The organism is Aquirufa sp., assembly GCF_964796385.1.
In genome coordinates, this window is the sequence record NZ_CBAUBA010000031.1 from 13,409 (window position 1) to 30,410 (window position 17,002).

General features: G+C 38.1%; 16 protein-coding genes. 8 read left to right on the plus strand and 8 right to left on the minus strand.

Features of this window, described 5'->3' with window-relative positions; translation table 11 throughout:
• The first annotated feature begins 8 nt into the window (after window positions 1-8).
• From AC1W6K_RS09470 to AC1W6K_RS09490, 5 genes are all read left to right on the plus strand, one after another.
• A complete protein-coding gene (locus AC1W6K_RS09470; RefSeq protein WP_481947297.1) occupies window positions 9-986 on the plus strand; it encodes an acyl-ACP desaturase in 978 nt (325 codons plus the stop codon).
• Window positions 987-992: 6 nt separating this feature from the next.
• Window positions 993-1,526: a TrmH family RNA methyltransferase gene (locus tag AC1W6K_RS09475; protein WP_481947298.1), complete on the plus strand. Its 534-nt coding sequence runs from the start codon at window positions 993-995 to the stop codon at window positions 1,524-1,526.
• 104 nt (window positions 1,527-1,630) lie between these two features.
• Entirely contained in the window at window positions 1,631-2,011 is a 381-nt protein-coding gene (locus AC1W6K_RS09480; protein WP_481947299.1) for a hypothetical protein, read from the plus strand.
• A 98-nt stretch (window positions 2,012-2,109) separates the two neighbouring features.
• Complete coding sequence (locus tag AC1W6K_RS09485; protein ID WP_481720703.1) at window positions 2,110-2,997, plus strand: ABC transporter ATP-binding protein; 888 nt, start codon at window positions 2,110-2,112, stop codon at window positions 2,995-2,997.
• Between the two features lies 1 nt (window position 2,998).
• The gene (locus AC1W6K_RS09490; RefSeq protein ID WP_481947300.1) at window positions 2,999-4,315 is read left to right on the plus strand and encodes an ABC transporter permease; all 1,317 of its coding nucleotides are present in this window, start codon (window positions 2,999-3,001) and stop codon (window positions 4,313-4,315) included.
• On the opposite strand, the gene AC1W6K_RS09495 is transcribed toward AC1W6K_RS09490, so the two are convergent.
• On the minus strand, window positions 4,316-4,666 hold the full coding sequence (locus AC1W6K_RS09495; RefSeq protein WP_481947301.1) for a Spx/MgsR family RNA polymerase-binding regulatory protein: 351 nt from the start codon (window positions 4,664-4,666) through the stop codon (window positions 4,316-4,318).
• 86 nt (window positions 4,667-4,752) lie between these two features.
• Between AC1W6K_RS09495 and fumC the strand changes: the two genes are divergently transcribed.
• Entirely contained in the window at window positions 4,753-6,156 is a 1,404-nt protein-coding gene (gene fumC, locus AC1W6K_RS09500) for a class II fumarate hydratase (RefSeq protein ID WP_481947302.1), read from the plus strand.
• Window positions 6,157-6,226: 70 nt separating this feature from the next.
• Here fumC and AC1W6K_RS09505 read toward each other — a convergent pair whose 3' ends face one another.
• The 4 genes from AC1W6K_RS09505 to AC1W6K_RS09520 all read right to left on the minus strand — a co-directional run bounded on the left by AC1W6K_RS09505 (window position 6,227) and on the right by AC1W6K_RS09520 (window position 11,014).
• Window positions 6,227-6,562, minus strand: a complete 336-nt coding sequence (locus tag AC1W6K_RS09505) for a hypothetical protein (protein ID WP_481947303.1) — start codon at window positions 6,560-6,562, stop codon at window positions 6,227-6,229.
• Window positions 6,563-6,583: 21 nt separating this feature from the next.
• Window positions 6,584-6,943, minus strand: coding sequence for a metalloregulator ArsR/SmtB family transcription factor (locus tag AC1W6K_RS09510; RefSeq protein ID WP_481947304.1), 360 nt, complete (start codon window positions 6,941-6,943; stop codon window positions 6,584-6,586).
• Between the two features lie 342 nt (window positions 6,944-7,285).
• Window positions 7,286-9,742, minus strand: a complete 2,457-nt coding sequence (locus tag AC1W6K_RS09515) for a bifunctional UDP-N-acetylmuramoyl-tripeptide:D-alanyl-D-alanine ligase/alanine racemase (RefSeq protein ID WP_481947305.1) — start codon at window positions 9,740-9,742, stop codon at window positions 7,286-7,288.
• Between the two features lie 81 nt (window positions 9,743-9,823).
• Entirely contained in the window at window positions 9,824-11,014 is a 1,191-nt protein-coding gene (locus AC1W6K_RS09520) for a phosphoglycerate kinase (protein WP_481947306.1), read from the minus strand.
• 162 nt (window positions 11,015-11,176) lie between these two features.
• Here AC1W6K_RS09520 and AC1W6K_RS09525 point away from each other — a divergent pair, with 162 nt between their 5' ends.
• Together AC1W6K_RS09525 and AC1W6K_RS09530 are read left to right on the plus strand one after the other, a co-directional pair.
• Entirely contained in the window at window positions 11,177-12,814 is a 1,638-nt protein-coding gene (locus AC1W6K_RS09525) for a VRR-NUC domain-containing protein (protein WP_481947307.1), read from the plus strand.
• Window positions 12,815-12,941: 127 nt separating this feature from the next.
• Window positions 12,942-13,274, plus strand: a complete 333-nt coding sequence (locus tag AC1W6K_RS09530; protein WP_481947308.1) for an HPF/RaiA family ribosome-associated protein — start codon at window positions 12,942-12,944, stop codon at window positions 13,272-13,274.
• A 33-nt stretch (window positions 13,275-13,307) separates the two neighbouring features.
• Here the strand turns inward: AC1W6K_RS09530 and AC1W6K_RS09535 are convergent, their stop codons facing one another.
• The 3 genes from AC1W6K_RS09535 to metK form a co-directional block, all read right to left on the minus strand.
• Window positions 13,308-14,747: an AAA family ATPase gene (locus tag AC1W6K_RS09535; RefSeq protein WP_481947309.1), complete on the minus strand. Its 1,440-nt coding sequence runs from the start codon at window positions 14,745-14,747 to the stop codon at window positions 13,308-13,310.
• A 1-nt stretch (window position 14,748) separates the two neighbouring features.
• Window positions 14,749-15,861 (minus strand): vWA domain-containing protein, encoded by a 1,113-nt coding sequence (locus AC1W6K_RS09540; RefSeq protein WP_481947310.1) that lies wholly within the window; start codon window positions 15,859-15,861, stop codon window positions 14,749-14,751.
• A gap of 111 nt (window positions 15,862-15,972) precedes the next feature.
• Window positions 15,973-17,002 (minus strand): methionine adenosyltransferase (metK, locus tag AC1W6K_RS09545; RefSeq protein ID WP_481947311.1); only part of this gene is annotated, 1,030 nt, incomplete at its 5' end.

The window sequence follows — 17,002 nt, forward strand, 5'->3', positions numbered from 1 at the left end:
ATATTTCTATGTCTCAATTTCACACACGTCTTGAAGTAATGTCTGAGCTAGCCAAAAATATGGATGGCTACATGAAGGATTTTTTAAATCCTATTGATTCTAATTGGCAGCCTTCAGATATGCTTCCGGATTCTACCAAGGATAATTTTTTCCAAGAAGTGAAATTGTTGCAAGAAGCAGCGAATGAATTGCCTTATGACTATTGGGCTGTATTGATAGGTGACACGATTACGGAGGAGGCATTGCCAACTTATGAATCATGGTTGCTTGGTATGGAAACGGTAGATCAATTGGATCAAGAAAATGGCTGGGTTAAGTGGATTCGTAATTGGACAGCAGAAGAAAATCGGCATGGTAAATTGTTGGGGACTTATTTGTACTTGTCTGGTAAGGTTGACATGCGGGCTGTAGCAATTTCTACTCAGCATTTAATTGCAGATGGTTTTGATATTGGAACTTCTGCTGATCCCTATCGTAATTTTGTTTACACCTCGTTTCAGGAATGGGCGACGAATATTTCACACCGGAGAACGGCTTCTTTAGCAAAGCAGCATGGAAATTCGAATTTGTCCCGTATGTGTGCACAAATTGCAGCTGACGAATTGCGTCATGCAAAGGCATACAAGGCATTTGTTTCTGAAATTTTCAAATTAGATCCCTCGGAAATGATGTTGGCATTTGCCGATATGATGAGAAAGAAAATAGTCATGCCTGCTCATTTCTTACGTGAGATGAATGGGGCAAAGAGTTCATTATTTGATCATTTTTCAGATGCTGCTCAGCGCATTGGTGTTTATACTACAATGGATTATACCACGATAATGCGTGGTTTGATTCAAGATTGGGAATTAGAGGGGATTCGAGGCTTGAATGATCAAGCAGAAAAGGCACGGGATTATGTAATTAGTTTACCAGCACGCTTAGAGCGTTTGGCTGAGCGTGTTAAGGTGCCCGAATTAGCCTACCCGTTTAGTTGGATTGTTTAATTCTTTATGCCTCAAAAATTGTCAATGGATGAGCTAAATCGGCTCGATCTTACTTCCTTTAAACAGGTAGACAAGTTTCCTTTTGTATTTGTATTAGATGACATACGCAGTATGAATAATATTGGGTCTGCTTTTCGCACGGCTGATTCATTTCGATGTGCGCATGTCTATTTATGTGGAATTACCGCAAAGCCACCGCATCGTGAGATTTCTAAGACAGCTTTGGGAGCTGATGAATCTGTAGATTGGAGTTATTTTGAAACACCTAAGTTATGCCTTGAACATTTATTTTCAAGTGGTTATGAGGTATTTTGTATTGAGCAAGTGTCTCAATCGATTTTATTGCAGGATTTTGTGCCGATGGTTGGTAAGAATTATGCATTTGTATTTGGGAATGAAGTTTTTGGGGTAAATGATGTTTGGATCGAAGGTGCATCTGGTCATTTAGAAATCCCCCAATTTGGCACAAAGCATTCCTTAAATGTTTCGGTTACGATGGGTATTGTAGCTTGGGACTTTATCTCTAAATCAGTTTTTTAGTTATTCCAATATTAAATTTTTCAAATACTTCTAAAACTTAACATGGATAAATTTTTAATTTTCATTAGTTTACCTAGATTTATCAAAAATTTAACAATTACGTAATGAACGGTCATAAAAAAACATTATCAAACCAGTTAGCAACTATCATTTTACCGAAATTAAAGGGTTTGTCTGAAAAGAATGCGAAGAAAGTTTTAGCTACAGTAGAAAAGGCCTCAGGAGATATCGCTAAGAAATATGTGAAGTTGGTTCAAGAGCAAGAAAAAGAGGCGGCTAAGGTGAAAGCGAAAGCAGATCGTGTAAAGAAAAAAGCTGCTGAAAAGGAAGCTAAGAAAAAGGATAAGTTGGCGAAGAAGGCTGCTGAAATCAAAAAGGTGGCTCAATTAATGGCTAAGGAAGCTGGAGCTGCGCCAGAAAAACCTTCAGCAAAACCTGCAGTTAAAACTCCAGCGAAGCCTAAGGCAAAAGTAATCAAGAAATAGGGGGAAACATTCATCCTATTATTTCAGCGTTTATCCCTTTTTGAATTGGGGGTGAACGCTTTTTTTTTACATTCGAACATTACTTTATTTTAGCAATTATGTTACTATCAATTCGGAATTTAGAGAAGCGTTATGCCGAGCATGTAGCTTTGCAAAATATTAGCCTTGAAATCCCCAAGGGATGTATTTTTGGCTTGTTGGGCCCCAATGGAGCTGGAAAAACATCATTAATTCGAATTATTACACAAATTACGGGTCCGGATGCTGGAGAGATTTATTTCGATGGGGAACGCTTGAGATTGGAGCATGCGGATCAAATAGGCTATTTGCCTGAAGAGCGAGGCTTATATAAGAAGATGAAGGTGGGTGAACAATTGTTGTATTTGGCTCAATTAAAAGGTATGCGAAAGGATGAGGCCTTAGCTAAGTTAAAGGATTGGTTCATTCGATTGGATATAAAAGATTGGTGGAATAAGCCCGTAGATGATTTGTCTAAGGGTATGCAACAAAAAACGCAATTTATTGCTACGGTGGTTCACGAACCTAAGTTGCTTATCTTGGACGAGCCATTTTCAGGTTTTGATCCCATTAATGCCAATATGTTGAAAGATGAAATTTTGGCTATTAAAGAGCGCGGAACAACTATTTTGTTTTCGACGCACCGTATGGAATCCGTAGAGGAGTTGTGCGATGAGATTGCCTTGATTAATCACGCGCGCGTTGTTTTATCTGGCAATAAAGCAGAGGTACAAGCAAGGTTTAAAAAGAATCAATTTATGATTCGATTTGAGGGTAATTTAATGCAAATGCCTGGAATTGAGGTAATAAGCCAACAACCTTCCCATGCTGTTTTGCGATTATCGGAGGGGATTGGTACGAATGAGGCGATTGCCTTATTAATTCAGCAAGTTCGTTTATTGGAATTTAAGGAACTGATTCCATCCTTTAATGAAATATTTATACAAGTTGTAAGCGAGACAAATTAATATGAATAAGATATTTTTAGTTATTCAGCGTGAATACGTAACGCGTGTTTTGAAGAAATCATTTTGGATTTCTTCTTTATTGGCACCTGTGCTGTTAACAGCTATTTATGCGATTCCGATTTGGCTGGCGATGAAAGATAAGGAACATAAAAAAGTGGCCATATTGGATTTAAGTCATTTGTGGAAACCTGTTGATTTACAAGACAAGGAATTAATTTTCACCTTTATTTCCAAGTCGGAAATGCAATTCAAGAAGGAGTTTTCCAAGGATGGATATGACGCGTTTGTGAGTATTCCAGCCAATGTTTTGTCAAACCCCAAAGGGGTGCATATTTATTCATCAAAGAACATCGGACTTTCTTTAAAAGAATCGGTTGAACGATTGATTCAAAATAAGGTTAGACAGGAGTTGATGTATCAAGCGGGTATCTCTAAAAACGTGTACGAAGATACGCAGGTTGATATTGAAAGTGATACAATTACGATTTCTGATTCTGGGGATGAAACAAATTCAAGTTCAGCCGGAGCCATGATATTGGCTGGTGTGATGGGGTTAATTCTGTATGTAACGCTCCTTTTGTATGGGTCTCAGGTTATGAATGGGGTTATTGAGGAGAAAAGTAGTCGAATCATCGAGGTTATTATTTCATCTGTAAAGCCGTATCAATTGATGTTAGGGAAGATTATAGGTGTAGGATTAGTTGGTTTGACGCAGTTTGTGTTATGGATTATTTTGACGATTGGGCTGACTCAAGTAACCAGTAAAGTATATGCTTCGAAGGCATCTTCTATGGTTGGCCTAAGTCAAGATGCACAAATTAAAGCGAATGCAGACATGGCAATAGCCATGCAAGATTCGCCTATGGGAGAAGTAACGAAAGTATTGGAGAGTACAAATATTCCGTTAGTGATGTTTGCTTTTTTGTTTTATTTTTTTGTGGGATATTTGTTGTATAGTTCTTTATTTGCGGCTATTGGTTCGGCTGTTGAGAGCGCAACTGAGGCGCAGCAATTCACATTTATTGTGATGATTCCGATCATTTTATCTTTCTTGCTTGCTCAGTATACTATCCAGGATCCTGATAGTACGATTGCATTTTGGTCATCCATGATTCCGTTTACCTCCCCCATTAATATGATGGTTCGATTGCCATATGGGGTACCTATTTGGGAATTAGTCGCCTCGATGGTCTTTTTACTTATCGGATTTTTTGTTTGTAGTTGGATTTCAGCCCGAATATATCGGGTAGGAATTTTAATGTACGGGAAAAAAGCTACGTGGAAAGAATTGTCAAAATGGCTTTTTTATAAGGGTTAATTAGTTATTTAGCCATTTATCTAAATCTTCTGGATTAAATCCTGCAATGATTCTATTTCCATCTGTTATGATGGGGCGTTTGATGGCAGAATTTTTTTCTAGCAAGAAGGAAAATACGGTAGTTTTTTCTTCAAGGGCATCTTTTTCTTGATCGCTCAGTTGGCGGTATGTACTTCCTTGTTTATTGAGAACTTTTTCGATGCCTAATTTGTCAATAAAATTTTGAAGTGTGACAGCCGAAATACCTTCTTTTTTATAATTATGAAATGTGTATTGGATATCTTTTTTCGCTAGAAAATCGAATGCTTTTTTCATCGTATTGCAGGCTGGTATTCCGTATATCGTAATCATAATTTTTTTATTTAAAATCTAGTTCACCATGTTGGTTTTGGTGGTATTTTTGTGAATTGCTTACAAAAATAACACAAATAGCCATTATGGAATATAGAATTGAAAAAGATACCATGGGTAAAGTAAATGTGCCTGCTCATGTGTATTGGGGTGCGCAGACGCAACGTTCCATTGAGAACTTTCCGATTGCCCAAGATATCAATAAGATGCCTAAGGAGATTATAAGAGCATTCGCTTATCTGAAAAAGGCTGCTGCGATTACGAATTTTGAGGCAGGTATTTTAGATGAGGCAAAAAAAAGTCTCATTTCACAAGTTTGTGATGAAATTTTGGCTGGGCAGTGGGCGGATCAATTTCCATTAGTTGTTTGGCAGACGGGTTCAGGTACGCAATCAAATATGAATTGTAATGAAGTGATTGCTTACCGTGCACATGTGATTCAAGGTGGGAACTTAATGGATGAGCAGAAGTTTGTACATCCGAATGATGATGTAAACAAGTCTCAATCATCGAATGATACGTTTCCAACGGCCATGCACATTGCGGCATATCAGGCTTTGATGGAGGTGACCATTCCTGGTATTACGACATTACGGGACACTTTAGATGCGAAGGCAAAGTCATTTAAGGATGTGGTTAAAATTGGCCGTACCCATTTCATGGATGCAACGCCTTTGACATTGGGACAAGAGTTTTCCGGTTATGTGTCTCAGTTGAATCATGGTTTGAAGGCAATTAATAACTGCTTAGATCATTTGGCCGAACTAGCCCTTGGAGGAACGGCAGTTGGCACAGGAATCAATACACCCAAAGGCTATTCGGAAAATGTGGCGAAGCACATTGCTGCATTAACAGGATTACCTTTTAGAACTGCAGAAAACAAGTTTGAGGCGTTGGCAGCACATGATGCAATTGTAGAGGTACACGGAGCTTTAAAAACGGTTGCAGTTAGCTTAATGAAGATTGGAAATGATGTTCGCATGTTGTCTTCGGGGCCTCGTTCGGGAATAGGAGAGATTTATATTCCGGATAATGAGCCAGGTTCATCTATTATGCCGGGTAAAGTAAACCCAACCCAATGTGAGGCAATGACTATGGTGGCAGCGCAGGTATTAGGAAATGACGTTGCCATTAATATTGGTGGTGCATCTGGCCATTTTGAGCTAAATGTGTTTAAGCCTCTGATGATTTACAATTTCTTACATTCGGCTCGTCTTATTGGCGATGTTTGCAAGGCATTTAATGATAAATGTGCTGTAGGTATCGAGCCCTTGCATGCTAATATTGCAAAGCACGTAAACAACTCATTGATGTTGGTTACCGCTTTAAACACCAAAATAGGCTATTATAAAGCGGCTGAAATTGCTCAGACTGCACATAAAAACGGCTCTACATTGAAAGAAACAGCAATAGCCCTCGGTTATGTAACTGCTGAAGAATTTGATGCTTGGGTGCGTCCTGAGAATATGGTAGGCGATATCAATGTATAAGTAGATAAAAAATACGCGATTCTCGCGGCTTTATCATTAAAATACCTCATATGATTCGTATGGGGCATTTTTATGCCATTTCGCGCAATTCTACTGAATAATAGGTATTTGGGAAGGGAAAACTTTCTGCTAAAGCAGTAGCCTCTTCCCAGGAAGACATAATTAAGGTAATGACTTGGGAGATCTCTCCTCCATCAATAAGCTGAACTATCTTTTGTTCTATTTTTCCACTGGCTGAAAGATATAGACTTTGACCCGAAAATTTCTGGTATAACATGTCTTGATATTTTTCTTTCACCGACTTTAGCCATGAACGAATTTGTTCTAATTCTTCGGAAGATGCCAAGCTATTTTCTCCTGAAATTCCCTCAACAGGGCCTCGAATAATGATAACAAATCGTTTCATAAAAATGATATTATTCTTATTTTAAAATTCGCTTTGAAATTTATCAAATGGATTTTCTACTTTTAGTTTAGGTACTCGTATTGCCCGTTTTTTAGGTGCTACTTTGGGAGTTTGAATTGTTGGTGGGAGTAGGGGACTGAGCCAGTTGGCCAACTGCCCTAGTATTTCCGCGTTTAGTGTATAATAAATAAACACTCCATTTCTTCGCGTGTTAACAATTCCTGCTTCTTTTAATACTGACAGATGACGCGATATTGTGGGCGCGGCATAGTCGAATTGATCAAAAATGCTACTTGCAGGCATCTCGCCATCTTTGAGCATTTCAATGATTTTACGTCGGGATTCATCTCCAATAGCTTTGGATATCGCTTCGATAGTCATAATATTATTACTTACTTAGCTAATTTAATATATTCAAATTATAAATCAAAATGCAGCCAATTCAACATAAATGAATGGTATTTAAAGATAGGTAATATTAATTAGCATATTAGCTAATATATAATTAGGTTAATAGCTAATTAATTATCGAATTAGCTAAAATTTATTAGCGTTATAGCTAATTAATTTAATTTTTTACATTCAACTATTTTAATGTGGTTAACTAACTTTCTACATATTAATATTTAATCTGTTGATATAGAATCATTGAACTAACAAGCAAAAAAAAGACCGCAAGAATTTTTTCATGCAGTCTGTAATTTGGTGTAAGATTTGTATGTTTTATTCTCGAATGTAAATGCGTTTTACTCTAGATGATATTCCAGTCATCATTTCATATGGAATAGTTTGAGCCGCTTTTGCTAAGGTTCCTATTTGTATTTTTCCGCCAAAAACGATTGCCTCGTCTCCCTCATTTATTTCTGGCAAATGGCTAACATCTACCATGCACATGTCCATGCAAATACTTCCTACTGTTGGGCATAATTGACCCCTTATTTCAAACAGTCCTGCTCCTAAACCAAGTGATCGATTATAGCCATCTGCATATCCAATAGCTAGGGTAGCAATCTTGCCGTCTTCTTGAAATTGTCCTATCCGGCCATAGCCTACAGTTTCACCTTTTGCTACGTTTTTTACCTGTGAAACATAGGTTTTAAGTGTTAGTACGTTTTCTAGTGATTTTTTTTCGACCGAATTACCAGAAATTCCATACATACTGATGCCCAATCTCACCATATCGAACCTTGATTCTGGGTAATTTTGTATGGCAGCTGAATTAGCTATATGCCATAATGGTTTGTAACCTAAGCAATCACTTATTGCCTGAGAGGCATCTTCAAATTGTTTAATTTGATGTAAAGTAAATTCTTTGTGCTTAGGGTTTTCAGAGGCTGCTAAATGGCTTAAGATACTCACAACCCATAGTTGGGGCATTTGATTTAACTCATCCTTTAATTTCTCAATTTCATTTATTTCAAATCCTAAACGCTTCATCCCCGTATCCAATTTTAGATGGATTTTGATATTTTTGGTATGGTGGTTACTGTATTCGTCTATCGCTCTTAATAAGCTAAAATTATATATCTCAGGTTCTAACGCATATGAAGCCATTTTATCAAATTCCTCCACTTGGGGATTCATTACCATAATTGGTGTATAAATCCCATTGTTTCTTAATTGAATACCTTCATCTGTATACGCGACTGTTAAGTATTCAATTCCTTGTGATTGTAGGATTTTAGCTATGTCTACAGCACCGGCTCCGTAAGCTTGTGCTTTTACCATGCCCATTATTTTAGTCTCTTTTCCTACAAGGTTTCGATAGTAATTTAAGTTATGGTGTAATGTGTCTAAATTAATTTCTAGTTGAGTACAATGTGTTTTGGTCTCTAAAGCATTTACTATTTTTTCAAATGCAAATTTTCGTGCTCCTTTCAGTAGTATTATTGAATCATGTAGGTTTGTAAGATCCCCTGATTCGACCAACGACTCCGCTGTGGTATAGGTTTTTATATCATTGAAATAGTGTTTATTTCGCTCGATTTGAGTTCCTATGCCAAATACTTTTTCAATTTTTTGTTGTTTAAGTAACTGAGCTATTTGTTTGTATAAGCTGGCCTCGTCTATTCCAGTTTCTATAAAATCACTAATGATTAATACTTTGTTTTTTTCTTCGTAGCGCTTAAATAAGGGCAATGCTAATTTTAATCCATCTAGATCATTGTTATATGAATCATCTATAAGCTGGTTATTGCGAACACCCTCTTTGATTTCTAGGCGCATGGACACTGGTTTAATGCCAATTACCGCGGCATTAATTTCTTCATTTGTCATGCCCAAAAAGTGTGCTTGAATCAGGCAATGGCTTAAGTTTTCTAATGACGCTTCATCATGTAACGCACATTGTACCGATAGGAAAGTTTCTGATTGATTGCGTTTCTGAAATTTTAATTGGCTTGTTTTCCCCGTAATCTTCCAGTAAACATATATAGATTGTGTTGGGTCAGTTGTGCTCCAACTTATCAATTGGCATGTCGGATTAATTTCGCGCATCGCCTCTTTTACCACTGGATCAGTATTCGATGTTGCTCGATAAATTAGTTTTTTTGCGTGTCGGAATAGTTGAAGTTTTTCAATTAATTTATCTAATTCTTTTTCAAAATTCTTACTATGTGCTTCCCCAAAATGTGTTAAAATACCAAATTCAGGCCGAATTATGGGTTCCAAGCGATTCATTTCGCCTAACTTAGAAATACCTGCTTCGAAAATACCTAATGTATGTTGGTTTCGTATTCCCCAAACGGAAAGTGGAACCCCTATTTGTGAATTGAAACTCTTAGGACTTCGGACTACTTGAAATTTTGATTTTGTGAGTGTAAATAACCATTCCTTACACGTTGTCTTTCCATTGGATCCAGTAATTGCTACGACGGTTAACCCAAAGCCTATTCGGTGTAAATGCGCAATGTGTTGTAAGGTTTCGATGCTATTATTTACGACCCAAATAGATGTATTGCTCCATGATTTTGCTTTTTCTGCTAGTGGACCGTGCCAAGCCATTTTTTCAACAACGAATTCTCGAACCCCTTTTTGATAAAGTGATTCAATGAATTGATGCCCATCATGGTGTAGTCCTCGAACAGCAAAAAATGCCGTATCAGTTGGCTCATATATTTGCCGACTGTCTAAACTAATATAGGTCGACTTTAATTGTATGGGTTCGTTGGGATAAATCATGAGCAAATATTGAACAAAAGACTAAAATACAAAAAGGCAAGGAAACAAATCCTCGCCTTTTAAAATAAATATCTAGGATAATTAAGCCTCCAATGCAGCAACACCTGGAAGGGTTTTTCCTTCCATGTATTCCAACAATGCACCACCTCCTGTAGACACGTATGATACGCGATCTCCATAGCCAGCATTATTAACTGCCGATGCTGAATCCCCACCACCAATGAGCGAGAATGCGCCATTTTCTTCTGTTGCTTTTACAACTACATCTGCAATCGCATTCGTGCCTATTGCAAAGTTCGGGAATTCAAACACACCCATTGGGCCATTCCACAAAATAGTTTTCGATTTAGCAATTACATTTTGGAATAATTTTACCGATTCTGGACCGATGTCTAAACCTTCCCAGCCATCTGGAATTTCGCCCCGACTAACTATTTGGCGGTTGGCATTGTTATTAAAATCATCTGCACATACATTATCAACCGGCATAATTAGATTAACTCCTTTTTCTTTCGCTTTCAGAATTAGTTCTTTCGCGAGTGCAACTTTATCTGGCTCTGAAATTGATTTACCAATTTTACCACCTTCTGCCAATGAGAATGTGTAGGTCATTCCACCACCAATAATCAAGTTGTCTACCTTATCAAGTAATCGTTCAATAATTAAGATTTTATCTGAAATTTTTGACCCTCCCATGATAGCTGTAAAGGGGCGTTCTGAATAGTCAAGAATTTTCTTCGCATTTTCAAGCTCGGCTTGCATCACATATCCTGCTACTTTATCCGTAACGAATTTACCCATGACAGCCGTTGAAGCATGTGCTCGGTGTGCAGTACCAAATGCATCATTTACCCAGACATTTCCTAACTGAGCTAATTTTTGGGCAAATGCTTCATCTCCCTTTTCCTCCTCTTTGTAAAAACGCAAGTTTTCTAATAACAAAATTTCACCGGGTTGTAATTCAGCTGCTAACGCAATGGCATCATCGCCAATGCAATCGGTGGCAAACTTTACTTTTACTCCAAACACCAGAGAAAGCGGTGTTACTAAATGCTTTAAGGAATATTTTTCAGTTGGCCCGTCTTTTGGACGTCCTAAATGTGACATTAAAATGGCAGAACCTCCATCCGATAAAATCTTTTTGATCGTTGGGATTGTTGCTTTGATACGTGTATCATCCGTAATTTCAAAACGCTCGTTTAGAGGTACATTGAAGTCAACACGAACTAATGCTTTTTTGTCAGCAAAATTGAAATTTGAAACCGTTAGCATAAATTTTGTTTCGTTAGAATAGTTTGATTAACCCGAAATATATCAGGCTTGCAAAGATAGCATCATTTGTTAAATTGTTGAAAAAATCTAATTTTCTGTTGAAATTCTTGAAAATTATACCAAAATAGTCCTATTTTTAGGCATAATTTATTCGCCCAATTCATGGAGAACACAAGTGCCCCCAATTTTTCTCCAACTTATTACTGGGATTACTTTCAATATGTTTTGCGATATGTAGATAAGCATTACAAATATTTGCTTAATCCGCTTGAATCCGAATTTGTTGAATCCTTTCAATCACTTTCATTCGCAGCCCAATGCATGTACCTTCGATTAAGTGGCCGGAGTGTAACTTGGTTTAACCGCTCATCGTTGGTTTACAGCGAAATTGAGTCAATCGAGGTGGCTTTGGACGAGCTAATTAACCAAGGTTTTGTAGGGATTTATTCTGATTCCACCTTGACCCCCGAGTTGTTACACGTACTCACTAAACCACAATGTGTTCAAATTCTTGAATCTATTTCGGTAGATAGCAAATCACTTAAGTCATTAGCTAAGCAAGCACTTGTTGACATTTTGGTTGACGCTCCATTACCGAATATGTTTGATGCAAATTTATGGATTAGACCCTTGAAGCTTGACCTATATCATTTTTGTTCGTTTCTGTTTTTTGGCAGTAAGAATCGGGATTTGAAGGAATTTGTTGTAAGGGATTTGGGGCACCGACAATACATGGAGATTGCGGAGGAGGATTTTCAGCCTTATTTCACTACACGAAAGGAGATTGATGATAAATGGAAAATTAGTATTTGGCGGGACTGGTTTTATGCGGAACAGGATCGTGTGGATCCTGGCCAACTAAAGGAATCCTTGTTTGATACCATCATACCAATGGCCAACGAATTATCTGACTTAGCCGTTGCATCTTATGAACGTTTGTTGTTTCAGGTAGGTCGATTTCTTGAACGTCAAAACCATTTGGTGGACGCTTTAGAGGTTTTTGAATTGGCTGGTTCTGCGCAAGCGTTAGAGCGCCGAATACGTATTTTGACTAAGTTAAAACGCATGGACGAGGCACTACGTTGGGCGGAATTCGGTCAAGCGCATGTTGAAAATCCAACGGAGCTGCACTTTTTTCAAGATTATTTAGCTAGGCACGCATCAAAAAAACAGGTAAAGCAAGTCACATCCCGATTAAAAAAGGCGGATAAAATCATAATTGACGGTTCCTATAATGGCCGCGTTGAACAAGGTGTTATCGATTATTATGTTGCTCAAGGTTATTATGCTACTTTTTGCGAAAATGGAGTTTGGAAAAATATATTGGGTTTACTTACGTGGGAGTTGATTTTTACGGATCATAGTTCCGGATTTCATCATCCGTTTCAATATGCGCCAACCACCGATTTCACACAGGTAAATCCTGCTCGGTTTACTCAATTACTCGATTTGCTCCATGATCGCTCGAGCGTTTTAGTTCACATGCAAACTATTGCCTCACGACATTACGGCGTCATTAATCCATTGGTAGAGTGGGGATTTTTAAATTGGGAGTTAATTGAAAAGGTTTTAATGCATGTAGAAACACCCGCGTTACAGCAAGTTCTGACATGCATGTGGTTACGTTTATCCACGCATGCCAAAGGTTTTCCGGATTTATTTATTCAAAGAGAGAACGAATTTTGCTTTGTGGAAGTGAAGTCTCCCAACGACCATTTATCGGCTATTCAGCATTTTTGGCACGATACCTTTGCTGAATTAGGTATTCCTATCCAGTTGATTCGTGTCGCATGGAAATAAATTTTTGTTAATTGCTTGACAAGCTTTCGAAAATAATATACCTTTTCAATGAATCTAAAACGTTCTGTTTTTCTGTGGCTTTGCTAGGATTCCCAAAGCTTCTATTCACCCTTTAAATTTAATGATTATGAAAGTGCAAGTACACGCTATTCACTTCAGTGCTGATCGTAAATTGTTGGATAGCATTCAAGCTAAGTTGAATAAATTAGATACTTTTTATGATCGAATAACCGGCGGCGAGGTATTTTTGAAATTGGCCAGAGGCGAAGGTAAAATGCGAGAGAAGTTATTAGAAATTAAAATTGTTGTTCCAGGAGCGATTCTGTTTGTTAAAGAAACAGCTCGCTCGTTTGAAGAGGCTTTGGATTTAGCATTGAACGCCTTAGCTGAACAAATTAAACGATTCAAATCAAAAGTCAATCAAGTCAAAACGGATAAGCTCAGTCTTTCTTTAGAATAAACGAAAAAGCGCCCCAATTAGGGCGCTTATTTATTATAGGATACCTAGTAAATCTTTAAATTGGAAGCCATCTTGAAGGCGTTCTTTTCCGAGTTTATGGTGTTCCGCCAAGGCCCACAAGACAAATTCTTCCACAAAATAGCGATCTGCCGCAGGAGTGTCAGGTTGGTATTTGGATACTAAAGCTTTCAACGGTTTTAACTCGTCTAAGGTTGTTTGGTAATCCGTATCCGATGATTCATCATACAAGACCAAGCCCCCATCTGAAAAGATTGTTTCAAGTAGTGCACTGTAAGGGCTATCTTCAATTTTCTTACTTAACTTTTCAATTTTAGGAAACATTCCCGGAAGGAATGTTTTGATTGCTTGCCCAATCAATTGTTCCGCTACAAATGCCGCTCCTTCTTGCTCGCCTTCGTAGACGAGTTCTACTTTACCTGTTATAGCTGGAATTACACCCATAAAATCGGCTAATCGTACGCTTGTATGCGTTTCTTTGTTGAGAAATGATCGCCTTTCTGCCGTACTAACTAAACTTTCTAGCATCGAAATACTCATACGCGCACTCACGCCACTCTTGTGGTCGATGTATTCACTTTGCCGAGCCTCAAAGATGATTTGTTCTAGTAAATCATAAGCAAGATTGGGAATATGAACGCGATCTACTTGAGCCGAATTTATGCGTGCTTCTTGTGAAGATATCTTGCGCGCAATCGCGATACTTTCTGGATAGTGTGTCAATATTTGAGATCCAATTCGATCTTTTAACGGCGTTACAATACTACCTCGGTTCGTATAGTCTTCTGGATTAGCCGTAAAGATAAATTGAACATCCAAGGGTAAACGTAATTTAAATCCCCTGATTTGTATATCGCCTTCTTGTAAAATGTTAAATAGTGCTACCTGAATACGCGCTTGTAAATCAGGAATTTCGTTGATCACAAAGATGCAGCGATTTGCTCTTGGAATCATTCCAAAATGAATCACACGATCATCTGCATAGGATAGTTTTAAATTGGCAGCTTTAATGGGATCCACGTCACCAATTAAATCAGCAACGGTCACATCCGGTGTCGCTAATTTTTCGGCAAATCGGTCGGCACGATGCAACCAAGCAATGGGTGTTTGATCTCCTTTTTCTTCTATTAGATTAATCGCAAAGCGGGAAATGGGATTCAATGGGTCATCATTGATTTCAGAGCCAGCCACATAGGGGATATACTCATCTAAAAGATTTACCATCAGGCGTGCAAGACGTGTTTTTGCTTGTCCACGAAGTCCTAGTAAATTGATATTGTGACGCGATAAAATAGCACGTTCTAATTCAGGAATGACTGAATTTTCGAATCCATGAACACCTTCGAAAACGGTCGTTCCGGCTTGCATGTGTTGAATAAGATTATCGCGTAATTCATCCTTGATGGATTTACTTTGGTAGCCTGAGGCTTTTAGTTCTCCTAAATTCTTAATCATTTTATTTGAGTCTTTTCTTTCTATTCGTTTCATAATCTTGAAATATCATTTCGCCTAATCCACGTAAACCCGTGTAAAAAGCTTTTCCTTGATTGGCTTCCGTAAACTTATCAACAAACTGTTGGAGATATGAATCTCGGGCAATCATAAAGGTGGTAATCGGTATATGTAATTTCCGTGCTTGAGCTGCTTGCGTGTAGCACTTTTCGGTTACATAAGGATCCAATCCATTACTATTCATGTAATAGGTACCATCTTTTTCTTTCACACAGCTTGGTTTTCCATCTGTAATCATGAAAATCTGCTTATTGGTATTGCGTTTTCTTCGAAGTATATCCATGGCCAATTGCAATCCAGCAACGGTATTGGTATGGTAGGGACCTACTTTCAAATAAGGAATATCTTTAATCGAAATACTCCAGGCATCGTTTCCAAAAACGAGTATGTCTATGGTATCTTTCGGGTAGCGCGTCGTGATTAATTCAGCTAAAGCCATCGCCACTTTTTTGGCAGGTGTAATTCGATCTTCACCGTATAATATCATGGAATGACTTATATCGATCATTAAGACTGTACTCATTTGGGATTTGTATTGCGTATCCTCGACCACTAAATCTTCCTCTACTAGTTCAAATTCCCCTATTCCATGATTGATTTGTGCATTTTTCAAACTTTCGGTTAGGGATATTTTCTCTAAGCTATCCCCAAAATGATAGGAGCGAAATTCACCTGTGAGTTCATCCCCTTGACCAGAGGCTTTTGTCTTGTGATCCCCTGCACCACTTTTATTCAAGTTCCCGAATATATTTTCTAATGCTGTTTGACGAATCGCACGTTCAGTTTTGGCCGTGATTCCGATTCCCGTACCACCATTTTCGTCGATTTCTTCCCGAATGTAGCCTTTAGCTTTTAGGTCCTCAATGAAATTTTCGATGGTGTAGTTTTCATCGGTCAACTCATATTCTTTGTCTAATTCGCGCAACCATTCAATCGCTTCGTCAAAATCGCCAGACGTATGTGTGATTAATTCTTTGAAAATACCAAAAAGCTTGTCAAACGGAGAAATGCTTTTTTCTTCGAATTCCTTAAAATAAAAACCTTTTTTACCTGTCATGCTCATGATGTGTTTAACTCTCTTAGGCTAAAATTTGTTCAAATAATGCCAAATATAAACCATAAAAAAAGGTGCCCATGAGGAGCACCTTCTTTTGTAAGTTGGTGAATTTTAAATTCCAAATGCCGACTTAACTGCATCTACGTAATCTAATTTTTCCCAAGTGAATAATTCTACTTCTTTAGTTACTTTTTGGCCGCCTGGACCATGAAAAGTTTTGGTAACAATCTCGTTTTTACGACCCATGTGACCATAAGCTGCTGTCTCAGAATAGATTGGGTTGCGTAATTTTAAACGTTGCTCGATAAAATAGGGGCGCATATCAAAAATTGCTTCTACTTTCCGTGCTATCTCTCCATCTGTTAAGTTTACTTTAGCTGTTCCGTAGGTGTCGATGAACAAACCACATGGTTTTGCCACACCAATCGCATAGGATACTTGAACCAATACTTGGTCGCATAAACCTGCCGCAACTAAGTTTTTGGCAATGTGGCGCGTTGCATAAGCTGCTGAACGATCTACTTTGGATGGATCTTTACCTGAAAATGCACCACCTCCGTGCGCTCCTTTTCCACCGTAGGTATCCACGATGATCTTACGGCCTGTTAGACCGGTGTCACCATGTGGACCACCAATCACAAATTTACCCGTTGGGTTGATATGGTAGGTAATCGCATCGTTAAACAAAGCTTCTAATGCAGGCTTTAATTTCGATTTTACACGTGGAATAACAATTTCTACGATGTCTTTTTTGATTTTTGCTAACATATCAGCTTCCGTTGCAAAATCGTCATGTTGAGTTGATACAACAATGGTATCAATGCGTTGTGGCGTATGATCGTCACTGTATTCGATTGTTACCTGTGATTTAGCATCTGGACGTAAATAGCCGATTAAGTTGGGCTCATTATTACGGATGTAGGATAATTCTTGAAGGATTTTATGAGCCAAATCCAAGGCTAAAGGCATGTAGTTGTCTGTCTCTTTTGTTGCAAAACCAAACATCATTCCTTGATCACCTGCACCTTGCTCTTCTGGATTTGCCCGATCAACACCTTGGTTGATGTCGGCCGACTGCTCATGTATGGCAGATAAAATACCACATGAGTTTGCTTCAAACATGTATTCTGACTTAGTATAG